A 19,642-nucleotide genomic window follows, 5' to 3' on the forward strand; every position below is an offset into this window, starting at 1 on the left:
CTTCACGCTCCTAAAATAAAAGTTTCATAGACGGTCCAAGATCCGTTGTCCAATTGGTAAAGCAGGTGAAAGCGGTCGATGACTTCTTCGTGCGACGCGTCTCTCATTTTCAGCGTGCCGAGGACGTCGGAATGCTCATCATCTGACAGCTTTTGTGCGACTGTGACATGGGGAACAAACGCATATTCGGGTTTGTCTTCCAAAACGCCGCTGTACATTTTTTCATGAAGCTGCGTCAATTCTTCTGTCGGTTCGGCTTTCATATAGATGACATTATTGACAGGGGCAAAGGAACTGAATTTTGTAATCTTCAGCGTGACCGGTTTCAGCTCTTTTGAAAGTTCCCTCAGGTGTCCTACGACGCTCGCGATCTCGTCTTCGGACACTTCAAAAGGTGTTCTTAATGTAAGGTGGGGCGGAATTAAAGCGTAATTCGGGTCATAGCGTTTTCGGTAGGAATTTGCAATGTCCTGAAGTTTTTTTGATGGAAATAGCACAATACCGTATTTCATTTTGTTCCCTCCTTAAACAATTGATATGGTTTAGTATATCAAAGATGGGCCGATATACAGAGAGCTACAGCATTTTTTTAAAAGCGGGGGTGATGAGCGGCTGCCAGTATGTCCACTTGTGATCCCCGTCGAAAGCTTTGAAATCGTAGTTTGTCTGCTTTTCTTCAAGCAATTCTTTTAATTGCTCATTTGGACCGGTGAAATCCAAAATTTGATCATCAGTCGTTTTGACGGCGGTTTCTTTCTCTCCGATTTGGTGGCAAATTGAAATAAGCTGCAGGGAATCGGACTGTTTCACTTTATCGAGAACATGGCGGTCGACATAAGGTGACTGCATAATGACGTTTCCGAACATATTCGGATAGTCAAGCGCCGTCATGAGGGAAACCGTTCCTCCGAGCGAGTCTCCGATCAGCGTCCTGCCTGATCCGACTTGGTATGTCGGGTACTCACTGTCGGCGAAAGGGACGAGTTCATTTGCCAAAAAACGTTTATACGCTTCGAATTTTGACCCTTCCGGATGGTATGTAAGCCTTCTTTCCTGTACGTTTTTGTACGGAATGCCGATGATGATGCTTCTTTCGATTTCGCCGTTCGCCAGCAGTTCTTCCACCTGTCTGCTGATGCGCCCGAGGCGGAAATAGTCATGTCCATCCTGTGCGATGATCACATGATATTTGTAAAGCGGCGAGAAGGATGACGGCAAATAGACGAGAAGCTCCATTTCCTCGCCGAGCTCTTCCGAAAAAAGCTTCTTCTCCTGAATGACTCCTGTTTTCATAGCCAAGATGAATTCCTCCAGAAATAATGTTTGTGAACGTTTCCATTCATTTTAACACGAAATTCTCTTGTGAAAGAAGCGAAAAGGGCTGCCGAACTGTTCGGCAGCCGTGATTTTTTATGTCCGTTTTTTTTCGTACCAGGGCGTTGACGGTCTATCCGGAGGGTATCCGCAGCGTTCGCGGTACATTTTTCTTTCCTCTGTGAAATCCCACCAGCTTTTAGCGCTTTCGGGATCGTTGGCATAATGGACGATGCATCGCAGCGCATCTTCTGCACAAGGATCTTCCCAGTAGCCTTTCAGTTTTTCGAGGCGGATGATCAAATCCGCACCTGATTCATGCTTGATGTCGCCAAGGGAATAGTAGCCCAGGTCAACGGCGCACTGCGCCATTTTCGGCCCGATGGAAGGAGCGGTTTGAAACTGGGCGAGCGCCTTGATGTATGCGGCGCGCTCCAAAGACGAACCGAGCGTATGTGCAAGGACGGACAGATCCATATATGCCGTGTTTTTTATTTTTACCTTGGCTGTCCTTAAGTTTGACCGTTCTTTTTTTGTCAGAGGCAGCTTCATATGAACACCTTTTAAAGATACAGATCGAACATGTTGACGTCATAGCCGAGCTGTTTTAAATAATTAAACAGCTGGGCCCTGTGATGGAAGACGTGGGTGAGCGTTTCCGTCAGCCAGCGGCTTTGGGTCATCCCTTCATCAAGGTAAAACGGCTTTGTTTTTTTCGTCAAAAATTCCTCGTCGGAGAGGGAAGTCATATACGTTTGAAAAGCGGCGAATCCTTTCTGCATAGCTTCAGCCATTTGGTCAGCCGACTGCAATGCACTATACTTCTTTTCAATTCGGGAGATGGCGGCCTCTTCCTTTTCCTGCATGATAGCCATGTCGGCTTCTGGGATGGCCGTCAGATGGCTTGCCAGTTCTTTCAGGCTTCGCATGCGGTCGGCGGGCCGGTAAGACCAGTCAGATTCCTTCACTTTTTTCAGAAGATGACACGTGGAGCGGATGCCCGTCTCCATCTCGTGGAACAAATCGCTCCGCAGGGCTTGAACTTGCTTCATTTGCTTCATCCTTTCCATTTGGCTTTATTCTAAAAGTATCACCTAATCCTGACAGGCTTTGTCACGATTCTTAAAAAAAGTTAGTCGTACCTTGCTAAAATGTCAGCAGCTTTCCGTTTCAGCTGAAGCTTGATTTCTGCGGGTTCTTTGACAGTTGCCTCAGTGCCGAGGTTCCACAAAAGTTCCCCGAAATACTCAAGTTCTGGTCTGGGGAGGTTTGCATCGATCGCCCCCGTCCCGTCATCCCGCATGGTGAGGATCTTGAATAAGTCCACATCAGCCGCAGCCCGCCTGGCTCCTCTGCGTGTCAGTTCCGCTTGCAGCCGCACCGGTTCAGGGCACTCGCTCTCCGAATGTTTGATCCAGCTGAGAACCGATGGATAGGGAAGCTGGCGGGCCAGCGGGCTGGCCGCTTTTTCCGCCCGAAGGATGCGGTCGGCGCGGAACAGTCTGAACGCCTGCCTTTTAAAGCAATAGGCCGGACAGTACCAGAAGCCGTTCCAGCTGAACAAGCCGATGGGCTGGATGGATCTCTCCGCGCAATCGTCTGTTCCGTCATAAACGACCGTCAAAACGGATTGATTGATGGCTGCATCAAGAAGCGTTTCTAAATGTTCGGCGGCTTTTGGACGATGCGGATTCCAGAACACGATTCTGTCTTTCATCGCATCAATCCGCTCCTGTGTTTCCGCGGGAAGGTGGCGGTAGAACTTTTTTAAAACCATCCGCGTTTCCGCATCAAAGGGAAGCGATCCGAAAAACTGCAGAGATTGATACGCGAAAAACATAGCCGCCGCCTCTGATTGTGTAAAAAAGAGCGGCGGAAGCACAGGTTCATTCAGCAAATAATAGCCTCCGTTCGCGCCTGTTTCAGAATAGATCGGGACGCCGAGCGCGCTCAGCTCGTCCAGATCGCGGAGAATCGTGCGGTAGGAAACCCCGAATTCTGCTGCGAGCTCCCCGGCCGTAAATTTTCGTTTTGTATGAACGGTCATCATCAATTCGATTAATCGCTCTGTTTTTGGCATCTGATTCCTCCGGTTCCGTCGTTTGGTTTCATCATACCATGTTCAATATGAGGAAAGATTTAAAAATGACCCTTGAAAAATGTCTTGACTTAGGTTAAAGTAAAGAACAATCAGAAAATTGAAGAGATTCTTATCACGAGAGGTGGAGGGACTGGCCCTTTGAAACCTCAGCAACCGGTCTGCACTGACGATGTCAGTGTACCAAGGTGCTAAATCCAGCAAGCAGATGCTTGGAAGATAAGAAGAAGCGCATAATCCCCCTTCTTCTTATGAAGAAGGGGTTTTTTATTTTTAAAAGGATGGTGTCATATGACTGAACATGTACAAACAACGCTGGCGCAAATCGGCAACCGCAGTGATGAAATAACGGGAACTGTCAATCCTCCCGTTTATTTCTCTTCTGCGTACAGGCACAAAGGGATCGGGGAATCCACAGGGTTTGATTACATTCGCACAAAAAATCCGACAAGACAGCTTGTTGAAGATGCAATCGCGAAACTCGAAGGGGGAACGCGCGGCTTTGCGTTCAGTTCCGGTATGGCTGCCATTCAGACGATCATGGCTCTGTTTCAAAGCGGGGATGAGCTCATCGTTTCGTCCGATTTATATGGGGGAACGTACCGCCTTTTTGAAAACGAATGGAAGAAATACGGACTTCGCTTTTTCTACGACGATTTTTCAGACGAAGACTGTATCAAGTCGAAAATCACGAACAATACAAAGGCACTGTTTGTAGAAACGCCGACAAATCCGCTCATGCAGGAAGCTGATATTCAAAAAATCGCGCAAATCGCCAAAGAGCACGACTTGCTGCTCATTGTCGACAATACGTTCTATACACCGGTTCTGCAAAAGCCGATTGAGCTCGGCGCTGATCTTGTCATTCACAGCGCGACGAAGTATTTGGGCGGTCATAACGATCTTTTGGCGGGGCTTGTCGTTGCAAAAGGCGAAGAGCTGTCTGAGGAAATGTTCCAGCACCAAAACGCCATCGGCGCGGTTTTATCGCCGTTCGATTCATGGCTCTTAATGAGAGGGATGAAGACGCTCGCTCTCAGGATGAGACAGCATCAGGAAAACGCGCGGGAACTTGCGGCCTTTTTGGAAGAGCAGGAGGAAATTGCCGATGTTCTTTATCCGGGAAAAGGCGGCATGCTGTCATTCCGCGTTCAAAAGGAAGAATGGGTTAATCCGTTGCTGAAAAATCTCAAGACGATCTGTTTCGCCGAAAGCCTTGGCGGAGTCGAAAGCTTCATCACCTATCCGGCGACACAGACCCATATGGATATCCCGGAAGACATCCGAATTGCAAACGGCGTCTGCAACAGACTTCTGCGCTTTTCAGTCGGAATCGAACACGTCTCCGATTTAAAGCAGGATCTAAAAGCTGCGCTGGAAAAAGTAAAAGGGGAGGCGGTTCCGCATGAGTCATGAAAACTGGACGCTTGAAACAAGGCTTGTTCATAACCAAAATAAAACGGACGGAGCAACCGGAGCCGTCAGCGTGCCGATCCAGCACGCCTCAACCTTTCATCAAGGTTCTTTTGACAAATTCGGCGAATATGACTACAGCCGGTCAGGAACACCGACAAGAACGGCGCTTGAAGACACGATAGCCGAGCTTGAGGGAGGGACGAGGGGATTTGCTTTTTCATCCGGAATGGCCGCGATTTCCACCGCCTTTCTGCTTTTGTCAAAGGGCGATCACGTGCTTGTCACAAAAGATGTGTACGGCGGCACTTACCGGATGATTACGGAAGTGCTGAGCCGCTTCGGGATTGAACATACTTTCGTCGATATGACGGATTTAAATGAAATTGCTTTAAACATAAAGGAAAATACAAAAGTCATCTACCTTGAAACACCGTCAAATCCGACGCTCGGCATTACGGATATCAGAGGCGTCGTCAAGCTTGCCAAGGCGCACGGCTGTCTGACGTTTCTTGACAACACGTTTATGACCCCGGCGCTGCAGCGGCCGCTCGAGCTCGGCGTCGATGTTGTGCTACACAGCGCGACGAAGTTTTTAAGCGGACACAGCGACGTATTATCAGGACTTGCCGTTGTGAAAGACAAAAAACTCGGGGAAGAACTTTATAAGCTGCAAAATTCGTTCGGCGCTGTCCTCGGCGTCCAAGACTGCTGGCTTGTGCTGAGAGGGCTGAAAACACTGCAGGTCCGGCTTGAAAAAGCATCTCGAACAGCTCAGCAGCTCGCTGAATTTTTTGAAAAGCATCCGGCCGTCAAACAAGTGTATTATCCGGGGCTGTCTTCGCATCCGGGTGCGTCAGTTCACAGGCACCAGTCATATGGCGCCGGCGCCGTCCTTTCGTTCGAGCTGGAGAATGCAGAAGCCGTGAAAAAGATTGTGGAACGCATTTCTCTTCCGGTCTTTGCCGTCAGTCTCGGCGCTGTGGAGTCGATCCTTTCCTATCCGGCAAAAATGTCACACGCCGCTATGCCGAAAGAAGAGCGGGAAAAACGGGGGATTACCGACGGCCTTCTGCGGCTGAGCGTCGGTGTGGAACATGCCGATGATTTGCAGGCCGATTTTGCCCGTGCATTGGAAGCCGTATCCAGAGCGTTCGCCCGATCATAAAAGAAGCCGCAGACTCTTCAGGGAATCTGCGGCTTTTTTTGCGTTTAAACCAGGGTAGAAAACCATGTGCCCAAGAGGGTGCCGACATAATTGCCGATCAGATATCCGAACGTCCCGACCAGCATAACCGGAGCGACGAGGCTCTGCCAGCCTTTGGCGATCGCCATCGCCGCCGCTGTTGTCGGACCGCCGACAGATGCGTTGCAGGCCAAGAGAATTTCCTCGAGCCGAAAACGCAACAGCTTTCCTGCGGCAAGCGTTACGAGCAGGTTGGACATGGCAACCACAAACACAAATGCCAAAAGGAGCGGTGCGTTCATGAGAATGATCCGCAAGTCTGCCGGAATGCCGATCACCACAAAGAATAAGTAAATCAAATAAGTCCCGATTTCCTGTGTGCCGCGCAGCCGTTCAAAATAGCGGGGAAAGGCGATCGTCAGCAAAATTGTCAGCGTCGTCAGCAGCAGGAACTGGTCACCCAAGATAAAGGCAAGAAACTGAAACCCGCCGTCAGAAGAAAAACGCTCTTTGAAAAAGGCCGCTGTTTTTACAGACACAGCAACGATCGCGAAGGCTGTTCCGATGTTTAAAGCAATGTCCTGCAAGGACATCTCTTTTCTTTTCCAATAGGCTTCCGCCTGATTTTTGCTGCCGGCCGTCTCTTCAGGAACGCCAAAGCGCTTTTGAAACCATTTAAGCGCCGGTATCCCCATTAAAATGAAAAAAAGAAGAGCCATCATAAAATTATCCGCAACCACCGTCGATGATACATATTCACCGGGAGTTGAGAACTTCGCGGCCATCGCCGCAAAATTCACGCCTCCGCCGATATAAGAGGCACTGATCATCCCGCCGATTTGGTCAAGGTGCGGAATCTGCTGCTTAAACAGAAAAAAAGCAATCACGCTTCCGGCAGCAGTGCCCAGGGCGCTGATGCAAAAGATCATCAAAAGCCTGCCGCTTTCTTTCAGGATCTTCCGCACATTGATTTGAAAAAGCAGCAAAGGTATCGCAAGCGGAACAACATAGGACCACACCGCATCATAGACGGGCGACTCGGCCGGTAGAATCCCCGCATTTGTAAACAGCATCGATCCGCCCAGCGCCAGTACAGCCCCCGATACTGCCGCAGCCCAGCGATACCGCTGCTCCAAATAAATACTCACCGCCGCCCACACCGCAATAAACCCCCAAAGCATCCATGCATCATCCGCTGAAATGAGTGAAGAATTCATTATATTCCCCCTATTCTCATCCTATATTTTTAATTATCAGATAATTAAATAGTGTAAAACGGAATGTCCAATTGATCAATCACGAAAAAATAGTCACCATGTTGACAAAATTAACGAGAAATAGTATTGTATATTCGTCAGCATGTTGACTATATTCAAAGGAGAGAACAAATGGATACCAACAGCTTAATCAACGAATTACATTTGATGCAGCAAAGCTATGCGACATTGTTTTCAGTTGTCAATAAGGTGCAAACCCGAGGTGACGAATACATGGAAATAGTAACTTCAAGGCAACACATGGCACTCATCGCCATCGCGCATTTGCCGACTGAAACTGCCACGCTTACGAATATCTCCAAAAAGCTTGGCACAACCAAACAGACCGCCAACAAGCTGATGACAGGTCTGATCAAAAAAGGTTATGTTAAATCAGTGCCAAATCAAAAAGACAAACGCTCTATTAATATTGAAATGACCGCTGAAGGAAAGAAAGTGCTGGTGGATTGTTCCGAAAGGTCCGTCTATTTCTTGGCTGACTTGTTTCATCGGTTTACGGCCGATGAGGTTGCGACATTTTGGCGGCTGCTGCAAAAGCTTTACCGTTTTGACGGTGAAGAACAAGACGGTTTTGAGGAGAATGCAAACATTCAGCTTGGCGTAGGAAATTCATTAGATACAGAAAAGATTCTCGGAGAATTTGAGAAACGCCGCTACGGAGGAGAAAATGATGAAAAATAATCTTTATGTAAAAGCAACAACTTTTAAAATCAAAGGAAAGGAGAAGCTCTATCATGCAAAAGATAAATTCCTGCAGACAAAGGAAACCATTCGCCGCGGCACAAAATTAGACAGGACAGGACCCTTTTTCTCAAGCTGCATTGCTCTGATCATCATTGGATATTCCTGGGGGACAAAGGCGGAATGGCTCGTCTGGTTAGGGGTGGCAAGTCTTTTGAGCAACGTTTTATTGCTGTTTGCAACATTTTTTCGCCGAAATCAAAAATCGATTTGACATTCGTTTGTGCTGGGGCTAATGAGTCGCACCGTAGATCAATGAGTGACTTGCGAAAAGGATGTTGAAACTTATTAGAATTGTAGACTAGCGATTTAAAAGACAAAAAGCAGTCTTGTCTTTTTTTAGTTGAAACCTCTTATTTCCATATGCGTATAAAGAAAGGGAGGTGGAAAAGTGAAACAGAAAAAAAGAGAACAACTTGTTAACCTGTTTAGTGTGTTAAATGAAAAAAAGCAGATCAACGCGGCGGTATTAGTCGCTGAAGACGGATACATTCTTTTTCAAGACGCCTTCGGTTATGCAAACTTGGCAGATAAGCGTTTATTGCAGGAGGATTCCTTATTTGAATTAGCATCGCTATCCAAGCCGTTCACTGCTTTGGGCATCCTTCAATTAGCACAGCAAGGGGTATTAAATATTGAGGATCCCGTAGAACGGTGGATAACCGGATTTCCTTATCAGGGCATAACGATTCACGATTTGTTGACACATACGTCGGGTCTGCCCGATTATATGGAGTGGTTTTTACAACATTGGGATCATAACAAGATTGCTGTTAATCAAGATATCGTTGATATGCTGATGAATCATCAGCCGCAACGCTATTTTGCCCCGGGTGAAGGTTGGCTGTACAGCAATACGGGATATGTGCTGCTTGCGGTTATCATTGAAAAGGCATCCGGTCTGAGTTTTGCCGAATATATGAAAAAAAGTATTTTTGAACCGGTGGAAATGCGGAACTCAAGGGTGTATAACAGAAGGCTTCAACCTGAAACCATTGAGAACTATGCGTATGGATATGTGTATGACGTGCATACAGAACAGTACGTTCTGCCTGATGATGTTGAAGAAACAAAATATGTCTCCTATCTTGACGGGATTCAGGGGGACGGAACCGTAAACTCAACCATTCATGACTTATATTTGTTTGACCAGGCCTTATATACAGATTGTTTGATCAATCAAGTCTCAAAAGAGCTTGCTTTTACTCCCGCGTCTCTGAAAAACGGAGAGTCTGTAGATTACGGGTGTGGATGGGTGCTTCGGGACAGTCCTGAAACAGGGCGAATTGTCGGTCACAGCGGCGGCTGGCCAGGCTATTCAACCGTAATGATCCGATATATCGATCAACGAAAAACCTTCATTTATTTGAGCAATGTGGAACAGGATGATGAATATGAACAGGCCATCTTTGAAGCCGTTGAAAATATCCTGTTTGACAAGGCCTACAAAATCCCTGATCGCCCTGCCGATAAAAAGAAAAAAGAGATCGATCCGGCCATTTACAAAAGATATGTCGGAAGTTATTCACTTCAGGATGGCACCGCCGCTGATGTGACAGTTGATAAGAACCGGCTTTATATGCAAATCACCGGACAGATCCGTTTTGAATTATTTCCAGCTTCGGAAACGCGCTTTTTCCTCAGGTCATTGTCTGTTGAAGTGGAATTTATTTTGGAGGATGGTGTCGCAACCCGCTTGATTATTTATCAAAATGGCGCAGAGGAAGAAGCGGTGCGGATTGTGGAATCAAACAGCAAGGTATGAACGTTGTTTGTCAGGAAGAAAATTAATCGTTCGAGGTTGTGGGGATATCAGCCTGGCTGAATTTCTGAGGCCATCTATAAGGAGGTTCATGAGGCTGAACAAATTTAATTTTATAAAAAATAGTCATCATGAGTTTTATGAGTTAAAAGAAAACGATCTAATAAAAGCGGAAGATAGACTTGGTTTTCGATTTCCTAAAGAACTCAGAGAATTTTATTTAGAAATTGGGTACGGGTTTATAAGAGGGAATAAAAGTGCAATAAACAGATTTTTAGATCCCGCTACTATCGCAGATATCACTTTAAGGGAAGATATTTACGAATTTGACCCTGATTTAGATGGTATATATGAAGATGAAGACAAGCTTGTTTTTTATGAGGTAAATGAAGGTGTATATTTAACGCTTGATTTAAATGATTCCGATAAGTCATCGGTATTCTTTTTTAAAAAATAGCTGACTCTATAGAGGGATTTATCAAAAAAGTTGATCAAAATGATCGATACTTTGAAGATATGAAAGATTAAACATTTTTTTGGATGGAGTTCTTACAAAGCTGGACTGCTAAAACAACAGAAAAAACCGAGCAGAAAAATATCTGCTCGGTTTAAAAACTAATACCTCGGCCATCCTTTGGAATCCCAGTATAAATCATTAATCAGCAGCTTAGGCGCTCCATTGTCAAGCGCATCATAACCATGTCTGACGATGATGTTGCCGTTCACGATATCTGCGCCGCCCGGGCCCTTCCATTGGTTGTTTCCAGAGTCGAGGATGGTGCCTCCGCCTTCCGTCATTTTCTTGCCGCTTTTGTCATAGTAAGGTCCCGTAATTTTTGTTGAGCGGCCGTAAGCGATTTTATACGTGCTGTTCACACCTTGACAGCATTTATCGAACGAAACGAATAAATAATAGTAGCCGTTTTTATATGTGATAGACGGCGCTTCAACCGCTCCGCCATGGCTCGGCCTTGATGCGATCGAATAAACCTTCCCTGTAGGTTTCATCGTTTTTTTATCAAGCTTTGTCAGCTTGATGCCGCTCCAAAACGAGCCGAAGGACAGCCACGGATTTCCTTCTTTATCAATGACTAACTCAGGGTCGATCGCATTATAATTGTTCGAGGTCGTCGTCCGGGTGACAAGCCCGTCGTCGCGCCAATTTCCGGAAGAGATCCGGTCTGTTGAAGCCAGTCCGATCGCCGAAGTATTGGAGCCGAACGCGGATACCGCATAATAAAGCCAATAGCGACCATTGTAATAGCTGATATCAGGCGCCCATTGGTTTTTTTCATGGTTTGGCACGTACTTTTTCCACCATGATAATGGAGTTGTAAAAATACTTGGCGCTGGGCTCCACGTTTTTCCGTCTGTCGATTTGATGACGCGGATTCCATTGCCGATACCAGTACCGAATGTATACCATGTATTTCCTTCTTTAATCATGGAAGGATCATGAATAACGTTGTCTCCTTTTGTATCCCAAAAAGCCGCTGATGTTGGCTCAGCTCCCGAAAAAATAAGCAGAAAAAATAAAATAAAACCAGAAATAATCGTCTTAGCCACAGTTGTTCTCCTTTCAAATCTCGATGTCCTTTAACAATCGGTCCTCCTTTGAGAAATATTTCCCAACAACACGCACTTTATTTTAGCAGGGGTTCGGTCTCTCTCAATCAGACAAAGGACTTGTTTTGTAGTCCTGAAATAAAGCGAAAAACCCAGAAAATATCCATATTTAAAAAACAATCAAACAAAAGTCATTTTTTCGTCTGAATTGTAAAGAGTTGGAAGTGATTAATTCGACTTATTTTGGAGTATTTTGGATGTTGTGAATTATGAACAAATAATGTGGATGTTCAAAAGCGTTGGAAGAAGAAGCACGGTTTACGCTCGAATATTTTCATTTATCCCGAGAGGTGAATGACACTATTAGTTGATTTAGTGGGTTGAAATTGGTAATATGAATTTGAAGATAGACTGCCAAAATCATAAAAAGACCACAGGTGTGTCATCAACGTATCGCTCAAACGTTCAGGTGTATTTTTTAAAAAGAAATGCATAAAATAAAAAAGACCCGACTGCGCCAACAGTCGAGTCGAGTGTACAAAGCGGCCCAACAAGGGCTTGGCTCAGTCATTTTAAATATAGACTTCCCTTTGAACTTTACCAGGGCTCAAGGGAAGTCTATTTTTCTTTCTTCGACAACACGGCAATTAACATGCCGAAAGCAATCATTAACGAGATTGTTTCGTATGCTGTCATAAGCATCACCCCCTTTCATAGGGGATGAGCCAACTTCCCTTGAGTGAGCCCGAACTTTGTACAAAGAATATTTTACCATAACTCTTTCGATCAGCGACTGTTTTTTGTTGAATGAAGACATACAGAGTATGAGAGGTAAGAATGGAAAAAATCAAACGCAAAAACGGCAGGAACTCCGTTGAAAATCAACGTTTTCCTGCCGTTTCGATTCGGTATGATTCCGACTGGGCTCGAACCAGCGACCTCTACCCTGTCAAGGTAGCGCTCTCCCAGCTGAGCTACGGAATCATGATATGTAACACTGGGTATTTGTTTTGCTGACAAGTTCTATTATATGCAGATTAGATGGGTTCGTCAACAGTTTTTTGATTTTTTTTTGAGAACTGGGAAAGAGTCTTGCAGTACGCCGCGCATTATGAAAATATTGTCTTATATAGAAGTCAAAAGGGAGCAGGAATTGGATGGATCTGATACTTAAAAGTGTTGATAGTATTTTAATCGTATTTTTAGCAATCTTTTTTATGTGGAAATTCGTTTATGAAATTAAACATGAGAAGCGGAAGGCTGTTATCTTGCTTTTGCTGCTCATCAATGTCTACTTTATTGTAAAAGTGTTCAATCTCGTGTTGCAATTGATGTAGCCAATATCAAAATGCAGTTAAGGAGACTAAAAAACCAATGAAAACAGAAAAGCAAAAAATGCTGGACGGAGAGCTTTATCTTGCTTCTGATCCGGTGCTGTGCCATGACAGACTCAAGGCGCACAACATTACGAATGAATTCAACCATTCGAACGAAATCGACGACAATAAAAGGACCAAGCTGATCAAAGAGCTGTTTGGTTCAACAGGGGAAACGCTCCACATCGAACCGGTGTTTCGCTGTGATTACGGTTTTAATATACATGTCGGGGAAAATTTCTTCGCCAATTTTGACTGTGTTTTCCTCGATGTATGCGAAATCCGGATAGGCGATCATTGTATGCTCGGACCGGGCGTTCATATTTATACGGCGACCCATCCGCTTGATCCGTTCGAAAGGATAAGCGGTGCGGAGTACGGGATACCTGTCATCATCGGACGTAACGTCTGGATTGGCGGCAGAGCGGTCATCAATCCCGGCGTCAAGGTCGGCGACAATGCAGTGATAGCTTCCGGAGCCGTCGTGACAAAAGATGTCCCGGACAATGCCATCGTCGGCGGAAATCCGGCAAAGATCATCAAATACGTTGATAGCAAAAACACCAATTCTATGTGATTGGTGTTTTTATATAGACGCGGTGAATGTTGGAGCTGATCAAACATCCGCGGGAAGCAGATTTCTCCCGCGGATTTAAGTGTTATCGGGTGACCGTAATATTGTTGATGACCAGCTGTCCCAATGAATTGAGATACGAAAATGTCGCTTTGCCTGGGCTGACGGCTTTTACGTACACGCGGTCCGAGGTGACGCTGACGGTAATGGCGCTGCCGCTGTAGGACACGTTTGAAATGCCGACGTATTGATCTTCCTGTCCGACTTTCATCGGCCTGTTGATGACGATCGCCTGAGGGGCGAAGATTCCTTGTGCAGATGCGTGAGAAGAGAGACTTTCAGTTTTAGAGAGTTCCTGGGCTTGTACATGCATGGGACTTCCCGAAACAGCAAGCATACCTGCCAGTAATGATGAAGCAACTAAACTTTTACTTAACCACTTCATAACCATCATCTCTTTTCCTATGTGATAGTTCCAGGATATGGCATCTCCAGCCGGCAGTCAATCGTTTCCAGTGATGATTCACACATTGGACAAACGAAAACAAACATTTCGTGAAGCGGGCAGGAAGAACGGATCATCATTCCGAAGCTGTTCTTTGGTTTAAAGCGTTAATAAAGGTTTTTACATTTTTTTTGTCTTGCATGACGGGTGAATATATATATGAAAGCGTCCTGGTAAAGGTTTGATTTTTCAGCCGGATCACGGAAAGGTTTCCATGCTGCACGTCTCTTTCAATGACGCTTTCAGACAGGAGTGACAGGCCGATGCCTGTCATGAGCGTTTCTTTGATCCCCTGGTTGCTGCTGATCGTCAGAAACGACTTGACTTTCAAACCGTTTGAACGGATGACATGGTTTAAGTATTCGCGTGTACCTGAGCCGACTTCGCGTGTTACCCATGTTTGATTTTGCAGATCGGCCATTGTCACGTCCTGTTTGGCGGCAAGCGGGTGATTACTTGAAGCGGTGATAAACAATTCGTCCTGCATAAAGGCGTGGACAGAAAGCTCTTTTTCATTTGTCTGGCCTTCGATCAAGCCGATGTCCACTTTGTACAGGCGGACGGACTGCACGATTTCTTCCGTGTTTCCAATGACCGCCTTGAGTTCGAGCTCAGGATATTCTTTTTGAAGGTCGAACAAGAGCGATGGCAAAATGTATTCGCCGATTGTGAAGCTCGCACCGATTTTCAGCTCGCCTTTGATCGAGTTGTGGTGATCGAGAATGTCCTGCCGCGTTTGTTCATATATGGTGATCATTTGTTTGGCGCGGTCGTATAAAATTTCACCGGTCGGCGTGATTTTCAAATATTTCGGAGAGCGTTCAAATAATTTCGTCTGGAACTCTTTTTCAAGATTTTTAATGTGCATGCTCACGCTCGGCTGTGACATGAGAAGAAGCTCGGCCGTTTTTGTGAAATTTTTGACTTCTGCAAGGGTAACGAATGTCTTCAGCGCATCATAATGCACACGAATCTCTCCTTTATTAAAAATTTTAATAGCTGTGATAATTAATATATATTTTACTAATGTTGAGTATTCCAGTAAACTTTAAATTAGAATCTTTTTTAGGAATGTTTGGTTTGAAGCAGGCTGACGCCGAGCGGCAAAGGGGACGTGGTGAGTGAGCGCTTACAATATTTCTTTGCAGCAAAGCCGTGATCGACAGATGTTTTGCGTCAATAAAACCGATTTGATTTATAGGAATAGTGGATATATGATGAATGTAATCCTTTTCCGTTTCAAACAAGTCATAATTTTTTTATTCCTTAGTGAGGTGGATATCGTTGCAACTTCAGGTAATGAACAGTCCTTTTAACCAGGAGCAGGCAGAGCTCCTCAACCGCCTTCTGCCAACTTTGACGGCATCACAAAAAGCCTGGCTGAGCGGTTATCTGGCGGCTGTGCAAACCGCCGATGCCGCGGCGGCGCTTGAAACATTGCCGGCGGAAGCTCCGGCTGCAAGTCCGGCCCAGCCTGTTTCCAAAGAAGTGACCATTTTATTCGGGTCGCAGACAGGAAATGCACAGGGACTTGCTGAAAACGCGGCTAAGACGCTTACAGAACGGGGCTTTCAAGTCACCGTCTCTGCAATGAGCGATTTTAAGCCGAACCAATTGAAAAAATTAAAAAACCTTCTCATCGTCGTCAGCACGCACGGAGAAGGGGATCCGCCGGACAACGCGCTGTCATTCCATGAATTTCTCCATGGCAGACGGGCTCCGAAGCTCGATGATTTCCGTTATTCTGTGCTGGCTCTTGGCGACACGTCGTATGAATTTTTCTGCCAGACCGGAAAAGAGTTTGATCAGCGGCTTGGTGAGCTGGGGGGCACAAGGCTCCATCCGCGCGTCGATTGCGATCTCGATTATGATGAACCGGCTGCAGCATGGCTTGAGGGTGTCATCTCAAGCTTAAACGAAGGACAGGAACAGGGCGCAAGCTCAGCACCTGCTCAAACGGCAGCACCGCAAGCAGCAGGAGGAGAAACGGTATATTCGAGAAAAAATCCGTTCAGAGCGGAAGTGCTGGAAAATTTGAATTTAAACGGCCGCGGATCAAATAAAGAAACGCGCCACCTTGAATTATCGCTCGAAGGCTCAGGCCTGACTTACGAACCTGGCGATGCGCTCGGCATTTTTCCGGAAAATGACCCGGAACTCGTCGACATGCTGCTGGCCGAGCTGAAATGGGATCCGAATGCTACCGTCACGGTTGATCAAGGGGAAAACCTTTCCCTGAAAGAAGCGTTGACTTCTTACTATGAAATTACGGTGCTGACAAAAAAATTTATTCAGCAGGCGGCAGAACTCATTGCAAATGAAAAGCTGCGCGAGCTTGCCGCTCAGGAAAACGCGGATCAATTAAAAGCATATATCGCAGGCCGCGACCTGATTGATTTCGTTCAGGATTTCGGTCCGATCGCAGCAGCTCCGCAGGATTTTGTTTCGATTCTTCGAAAAATTCCGCCGCGTCTTTATTCGATCGCATCAAGCTTCGCTGCAAATCCGGATGAGGTGCATTTGACGATCGGCGCTGTCCGCTACAATACGCACGGCAGAGACCGAAAAGGGGTCTGCTCGGTTTTATGTGCTGAACGCCTTCAGCCTGGCGACACGCTGCCTGTTTTTATTCAGCCGAATAAAAACTTTAAGCTGCCGGAAAATCCGGAGGCTCCGATTATCATGGTCGGTCCGGGCACAGGTGTTGCGCCGTTTAGGTCATTTATGCAGGAGCGCGAAGAAACCGGAGCACCGGGGAAATCGTGGATGTTCTTCGGCGACCAGCACTTCGTCACCGATTTCTTATATCAGACAGAATGGCAAAAGTGGCTGAGTGACGGCGTGCTGACAAAAATGGATGTCGCGTTCTCGCGGGATACGGAAGAAAAAGTATATGTACAGCACCGCATGCTTGAGCACAGCAAAGAACTGTTTGAGTGGCTTGAAGAAGGAGCGGCTTTCTACGTTTGCGGCGACAAGAACAACATGGCCAAAGATGTTCAGAACGCATTGCTTGAAATTATCGAAAAAGAAGGCGGCAAAAGCCGCGAGGAAGCTGAAGCCTATCTGGCAGAAATGAAAAAGCAAAAACGTTATCAGCGCGATGTATACTGATTTTGATTGAAAGGGGACTTTTTCAACATGGGGAACGAAATATTAAAAGCGCCTGAAGGCCCGCCGAGTGATGTAGAACGCATTAAGAAAGAAAGCAACTATTTGCGCGGCACCCTGAAGGAATCGATGCTTGAGCCGCTTTCAGCCGGAATTTCCGATGACGACAACCGTCTGATGAAGCATCATGGCAGCTATTTGCAGGATGACCGCGATCTCCGCAATGAGCGTCAAAAGCAAAAGCTTGAGCCGGCGTATCAGTTCATGCTGCGCGTCCGGATGCCGGGCGGTGTCGCAACGCCTGAGCAGTGGCTTGTCATGGATGAGCTTGCCCGGAAATACGGAAATGGCACATTGAAGCTGACAACCCGGGAAACCTTCCAAATGCACGGCATTTTAAAATGGAACATGAAAAAAACGATTCAATCGATCCATTCAGCCATGCTGGATACGATTGCAGCATGCGGGGATGTTAACCGGAACGTCATGTGCGCTTCCAATCCGTATCAATCAGAAATCCACAGAGAAGTGTATGAATGGTCGAAAAAGCTGAGTGATGACCTCCTGCCGCGCACACGTGCGTATCATGAAATCTGGCTTGATGAAGAAAAAGTGGCCGGCACGCCTGATGCGGAAGAAGTCGAACCGATGTACGGACCGCTGTATCTGCCGCGGAAATTCAAAATCGGCATCGCCGTTCCGCCGTCAAATGATATCGACGTATTTTCCCAGGATCTTGGGTTTATCGCGATTGTGGAGGATGACAAACTCATCGGCTTCAACGTCGCGATCGGCGGCGGTATGGGCATGACCCATGGAGACAAAGCAACGTATCCGCAGCTTGCCAAAGTCATTGGCTTCTGTAAGCCTGATCAGTTATATGATGTCGCCGAAAAAACGATTACGATTCAGCGGGACTACGGAAACCGCTCGGTTCGCAAAAATGCCCGCTTCAAGTACACAATTGACCGCCTCGGCTTGGAAACGGTCAAAAACGAGCTGGAAAACCGCCTCGACTGGAGCCTCGCTGAAGCAAAGCCGTATCATTTCGAGCATAACGGCGACCGCTACGGCTGGGTAAAGGGTGTAAACGGAAGATGGCACTTTACAATGTTTGTTGAGGGCGGCCGCGTCACTGATTATGATGATTACAAGCTGATGACCGGCTTAAGGGAGATCGCCAAAGTTCATACCGGCGATATCCGCCTCACAGCCAATCAAAACTTGATCATTGCCAATGTCACAAGCCAAAAGAAGAAAAAGATCAGCGAACTGATCGAACAGTTTGGTTTGACTGACGGCAGGCATTATACAGCGCTCCGCCGCAGCTCGATCGCATGCGTCGCACTGCCGACGTGCGGATTGGCGATGGCCGAAGCGGAACGATATTTGCCAAAGCTGATTGACAAAATTGATGAAATCATTGAAGAAACCGGCTTGAAGAATGAAGAGATTACCATCCGCATGACGGGATGCCCGAACGGCTGCGCCCGCCATGCGCTCGGCGAAATCGGCTTCATCGGAAAAGCCCCTGGCAAGTACAACATGTACCTCGGCGCCGCTTTTGACGGCAGCCGTCTGAGCAAAATGTACCGGGAAAACATCGGTGAAGAAGAAATATTAAAAGAACTTCGCGACATTCTTCCGCGCTATGCGAAAGAACGCAATGAAGGAGAACATTTCGGAGATTTCGTCATCCGCGCCGGAATTGTTAAAGAAACGACGGACGGAACGAATTTCCATGATTGATGAGCATTTTTTAAAAAACGCCTCAGCCCTTTGATCGGTGCTGAGGCGTTTTCTGTTTACGAAAATGATCGAACCGTTTCCGACTCGATGATCATTTTCATAAACTCGGCAGCCGCCGGTGTTGCTTCTTCAAATGAGGGTGTAATCATGCCGACCTCGCGGATAATTTGAGGAGAGATGTCTTTTTTGATCAACCGATGGGATACGGAGGAAAGCGAAAAGTTAGAAATCAAGCCGATCCCCAAGTTGTTATTGACCATATTGACCAATGTTTCCGCGTTTTGCACAGTCAGATTTTCTTTTAATTCGAGGCGGTGTTTTTGAAAGATTTGAGATACCGCGACTTCGTGCCCGCCCTTGCAAAAGATCAATTCATTTTGATGTTTTTTCAGATCAATGAAAGGTGCGTCTTTTAAGTGATGATATTGCTCAGGGATGACGGCCGCCATCCGGTCTTGAAACAATACTTGACTTTCGAAACCGTCAAAGGGAGAGGCGACGATGCCTAAATCAACCAGGCGTGTTTCGACCCATTGCTTGATTTGGTCGGAGGTTCCTTCGACCAGCTCGATTTGTACGAGCGGATACTTTGACTTGAAGGAGGCGATAGCCTGCGGCAAAATATTCGCTGAGACGGCGGGGAACGAGCCAACTTTGACTTTCCCCCTGAGCAGATGATTTTCTTGATCGGCCACTTGGTATATTTTGTTTTCAATCACAATCATCTGTCTGGCCAGTACGGCGATTTCCTTTCCCGCGTCAGTAAGCTTTAACTTGTTCTGTTTATCCCGAATCAACAATTTGACCCCGAGCGACGTTTCCATGGTTTTTATGGCTTTGCTCACGGCCGGCTGTGAAATATACAGCTCGTTGGCGGCTTCTGTCATATTTAGTGTCTCCGCGACTTTCACAAAGATGTGAAGGCTGTTCATGTTCATAACCAAATGGTTATACCTCCGATAATAAAAAT

General features: G+C 46.4%; 20 protein-coding genes, 1 tRNA gene, 1 pseudogene and 1 riboswitch. Of the genes and pseudogenes, 10 read left to right on the plus strand and 12 right to left on the minus strand.

The window, feature by feature from the left end; genetic code table 11:
• Positions 1–2 precede the first annotated feature (2 nt).
• The 5 genes from M1D67_RS06685 to M1D67_RS06705 form a co-directional block, all read right to left on the minus strand.
• Complete coding sequence (locus M1D67_RS06685) at positions 3–512, minus strand: YjcG family protein (protein ID WP_003180728.1); 510 nt, start codon at positions 510–512, stop codon at positions 3–5.
• 64 nt (positions 513–576) lie between these two features.
• Entirely contained in the window at positions 577–1,299 is a 723-nt protein-coding gene (locus tag M1D67_RS06690; RefSeq protein WP_479831686.1) for an esterase family protein, read from the minus strand.
• Between the two features lie 111 nt (positions 1,300–1,410).
• A complete protein-coding gene (locus M1D67_RS06695) occupies positions 1,411–1,866 on the minus strand; it encodes a helix-hairpin-helix domain-containing protein (RefSeq protein ID WP_003180732.1) in 456 nt (151 codons plus the stop codon).
• An 11-nt stretch (positions 1,867–1,877) separates the two neighbouring features.
• Positions 1,878–2,366, minus strand: a complete 489-nt coding sequence (locus tag M1D67_RS06700) for a DinB family protein (RefSeq protein ID WP_003180734.1) — start codon at positions 2,364–2,366, stop codon at positions 1,878–1,880.
• A gap of 80 nt (positions 2,367–2,446) precedes the next feature.
• Positions 2,447–3,394: a helix-turn-helix transcriptional regulator gene (locus M1D67_RS06705; RefSeq protein ID WP_105979035.1), complete on the minus strand. Its 948-nt coding sequence runs from the start codon at positions 3,392–3,394 to the stop codon at positions 2,447–2,449.
• A gap of 127 nt (positions 3,395–3,521) precedes the next feature.
• Positions 3,522–3,638: riboswitch (SAM riboswitch) on the plus strand.
• 65 nt (positions 3,639–3,703) lie between these two features.
• On the opposite strand from M1D67_RS06705, the gene M1D67_RS06710 reads away from it, so the two are divergent.
• Complete coding sequence (locus M1D67_RS06710; protein ID WP_003180736.1) at positions 3,704–4,828, plus strand: methionine biosynthesis PLP-dependent protein; 1,125 nt, start codon at positions 3,704–3,706, stop codon at positions 4,826–4,828.
• Positions 4,818–5,993: a cystathionine beta-lyase gene (gene metC, locus M1D67_RS06715; protein WP_479831687.1), complete on the plus strand. Its 1,176-nt coding sequence runs from the start codon at positions 4,818–4,820 to the stop codon at positions 5,991–5,993. The genes M1D67_RS06710 and metC overlap by 11 nt, the downstream gene beginning before the upstream one ends.
• Positions 5,994–6,037: 44 nt before the next feature.
• Here the strand turns inward: metC and M1D67_RS06720 are convergent, their stop codons facing one another.
• Positions 6,038–7,228 (minus strand): DUF819 family protein, encoded by a 1,191-nt coding sequence (locus M1D67_RS06720; protein ID WP_035338952.1) that lies wholly within the window; start codon positions 7,226–7,228, stop codon positions 6,038–6,040.
• 171 nt (positions 7,229–7,399) lie between these two features.
• Between M1D67_RS06720 and M1D67_RS06725 the strand changes: the two genes are divergently transcribed.
• From M1D67_RS06725 to M1D67_RS06740, 4 genes and pseudogenes are all read left to right on the plus strand, one after another.
• Positions 7,400–7,969 carry a MarR family winged helix-turn-helix transcriptional regulator gene (locus M1D67_RS06725; protein WP_328066513.1) on the plus strand — a complete coding sequence of 190 codons (570 nt, stop codon included), beginning with the start codon at positions 7,400–7,402 and terminating at the stop codon, positions 7,967–7,969.
• Positions 7,959–8,243 carry a hypothetical protein gene (locus tag M1D67_RS06730; protein ID WP_479831688.1) on the plus strand — a complete coding sequence of 95 codons (285 nt, stop codon included), beginning with the start codon at positions 7,959–7,961 and terminating at the stop codon, positions 8,241–8,243. Before M1D67_RS06725 ends, M1D67_RS06730 begins: the two co-directional genes overlap by 11 nt.
• A gap of 177 nt (positions 8,244–8,420) precedes the next feature.
• On the plus strand, positions 8,421–9,794 hold the full coding sequence (locus M1D67_RS06735) for a serine hydrolase (protein WP_479831689.1): 1,374 nt from the start codon (positions 8,421–8,423) through the stop codon (positions 9,792–9,794).
• A gap of 94 nt (positions 9,795–9,888) precedes the next feature.
• Positions 9,889–10,319, plus strand: a pseudogene (locus M1D67_RS06740) (SMI1/KNR4 family protein).
• An 87-nt stretch (positions 10,320–10,406) separates the two neighbouring features.
• On the opposite strand, the gene abnA reads toward M1D67_RS06740, so the two are convergent.
• The 3 genes from abnA to M1D67_RS06755 form a co-directional block, all read right to left on the minus strand.
• The gene (abnA, locus tag M1D67_RS06745; protein ID WP_065643371.1) at positions 10,407–11,357 is read right to left on the minus strand and encodes an arabinan endo-1,5-alpha-L-arabinosidase AbnA; all 951 of its coding nucleotides are present in this window, start codon (positions 11,355–11,357) and stop codon (positions 10,407–10,409) included.
• A gap of 618 nt (positions 11,358–11,975) precedes the next feature.
• The gene (locus tag M1D67_RS06750; protein WP_033155145.1) at positions 11,976–12,059 is read right to left on the minus strand and encodes a putative holin-like toxin; all 84 of its coding nucleotides are present in this window, start codon (positions 12,057–12,059) and stop codon (positions 11,976–11,978) included.
• A gap of 209 nt (positions 12,060–12,268) precedes the next feature.
• Positions 12,269–12,341: transfer RNA gene (locus M1D67_RS06755), tRNA-Val, on the minus strand.
• A gap of 173 nt (positions 12,342–12,514) precedes the next feature.
• Here M1D67_RS06755 and M1D67_RS06760 point away from each other — a divergent pair.
• Together M1D67_RS06760 and M1D67_RS06765 are read left to right on the plus strand one after the other, a co-directional pair.
• Positions 12,515–12,694, plus strand: a complete 180-nt coding sequence (locus M1D67_RS06760) for a hypothetical protein (protein WP_011197793.1) — start codon at positions 12,515–12,517, stop codon at positions 12,692–12,694.
• 37 nt (positions 12,695–12,731) lie between these two features.
• On the plus strand, positions 12,732–13,310 hold the full coding sequence (locus tag M1D67_RS06765) for a maltose acetyltransferase domain-containing protein (RefSeq protein ID WP_479831690.1): 579 nt from the start codon (positions 12,732–12,734) through the stop codon (positions 13,308–13,310).
• 82 nt (positions 13,311–13,392) lie between these two features.
• Here M1D67_RS06765 and M1D67_RS06770 read toward each other — a convergent pair whose 3' ends face one another.
• Both M1D67_RS06770 and M1D67_RS06775 read right to left on the minus strand, forming a co-directional pair.
• Entirely contained in the window at positions 13,393–13,752 is a 360-nt protein-coding gene (locus M1D67_RS06770; protein ID WP_023856697.1) for a hypothetical protein, read from the minus strand.
• A gap of 136 nt (positions 13,753–13,888) precedes the next feature.
• On the minus strand, positions 13,889–14,779 hold the full coding sequence (locus tag M1D67_RS06775) for a LysR family transcriptional regulator (RefSeq protein ID WP_020450991.1): 891 nt from the start codon (positions 14,777–14,779) through the stop codon (positions 13,889–13,891).
• 317 nt (positions 14,780–15,096) lie between these two features.
• On the opposite strand from M1D67_RS06775, the gene M1D67_RS06780 reads away from it, so the two are divergent.
• Complete coding sequence (locus M1D67_RS06780; RefSeq protein ID WP_023856698.1) at positions 15,097–16,926, plus strand: assimilatory sulfite reductase (NADPH) flavoprotein subunit; 1,830 nt, start codon at positions 15,097–15,099, stop codon at positions 16,924–16,926.
• A gap of 27 nt (positions 16,927–16,953) precedes the next feature.
• On the plus strand, positions 16,954–18,672 hold the full coding sequence (cysI, locus tag M1D67_RS06785; protein WP_144498449.1) for an assimilatory sulfite reductase (NADPH) hemoprotein subunit: 1,719 nt from the start codon (positions 16,954–16,956) through the stop codon (positions 18,670–18,672).
• Between the two features lie 56 nt (positions 18,673–18,728).
• On the opposite strand, the gene M1D67_RS06790 is transcribed toward cysI, so the two are convergent.
• Positions 18,729–19,616, minus strand: coding sequence for a LysR family transcriptional regulator (locus tag M1D67_RS06790; RefSeq protein WP_101560734.1), 888 nt, complete (start codon positions 19,614–19,616; stop codon positions 18,729–18,731).
• Positions 19,617–19,642: the final 26 nt, after the last annotated feature.

This window comes from Bacillus sp. PK6-025 (genome assembly GCF_056530265.1).

Coding starts and splice junctions, on each gene's coding strand:
- M1D67_RS06685 (WP_003180728.1), bottom strand. CDS start 512: ATGAAATACGGTATTGTGCTATTTCCATCAAAAAAACTTCAGGACATT.
- M1D67_RS06695 (WP_003180732.1), bottom strand. CDS start 1,866: ATGAAGCTGCCTCTGACAAAAAAAGAACGGTCAAACTTAAGGACAGCC.
- M1D67_RS06700 (WP_003180734.1), bottom strand. CDS start 2,366: ATGAAGCAAGTTCAAGCCCTGCGGAGCGATTTGTTCCACGAGATGGAG.
- M1D67_RS06705 (WP_105979035.1), bottom strand. CDS start 3,394: ATGCCAAAAACAGAGCGATTAATCGAATTGATGATGACCGTTCATACA.
- M1D67_RS06710 (WP_003180736.1), top strand. CDS start 3,704: ATGACTGAACATGTACAAACAACGCTGGCGCAAATCGGCAACCGCAGT.
- metC (WP_479831687.1), top strand. CDS start 4,818: ATGAGTCATGAAAACTGGACGCTTGAAACAAGGCTTGTTCATAACCAA.
- M1D67_RS06720 (WP_035338952.1), bottom strand. CDS start 7,228: ATGAATTCTTCACTCATTTCAGCGGATGATGCATGGATGCTTTGGGGG.
- M1D67_RS06725 (WP_328066513.1), top strand. CDS start 7,400: ATGGATACCAACAGCTTAATCAACGAATTACATTTGATGCAGCAAAGC.
- M1D67_RS06730 (WP_479831688.1), top strand. CDS start 7,959: ATGAAAAATAATCTTTATGTAAAAGCAACAACTTTTAAAATCAAAGGA.
- M1D67_RS06750 (WP_033155145.1), bottom strand. CDS start 12,059: ATGCTTATGACAGCATACGAAACAATCTCGTTAATGATTGCTTTCGGC.
- M1D67_RS06760 (WP_011197793.1), top strand. CDS start 12,515: ATGGATCTGATACTTAAAAGTGTTGATAGTATTTTAATCGTATTTTTA.
- M1D67_RS06765 (WP_479831690.1), top strand. CDS start 12,732: ATGAAAACAGAAAAGCAAAAAATGCTGGACGGAGAGCTTTATCTTGCT.
- M1D67_RS06770 (WP_023856697.1), bottom strand. CDS start 13,752: ATGAAGTGGTTAAGTAAAAGTTTAGTTGCTTCATCATTACTGGCAGGT.
- cysI (WP_144498449.1), top strand. CDS start 16,954: ATGGGGAACGAAATATTAAAAGCGCCTGAAGGCCCGCCGAGTGATGTA.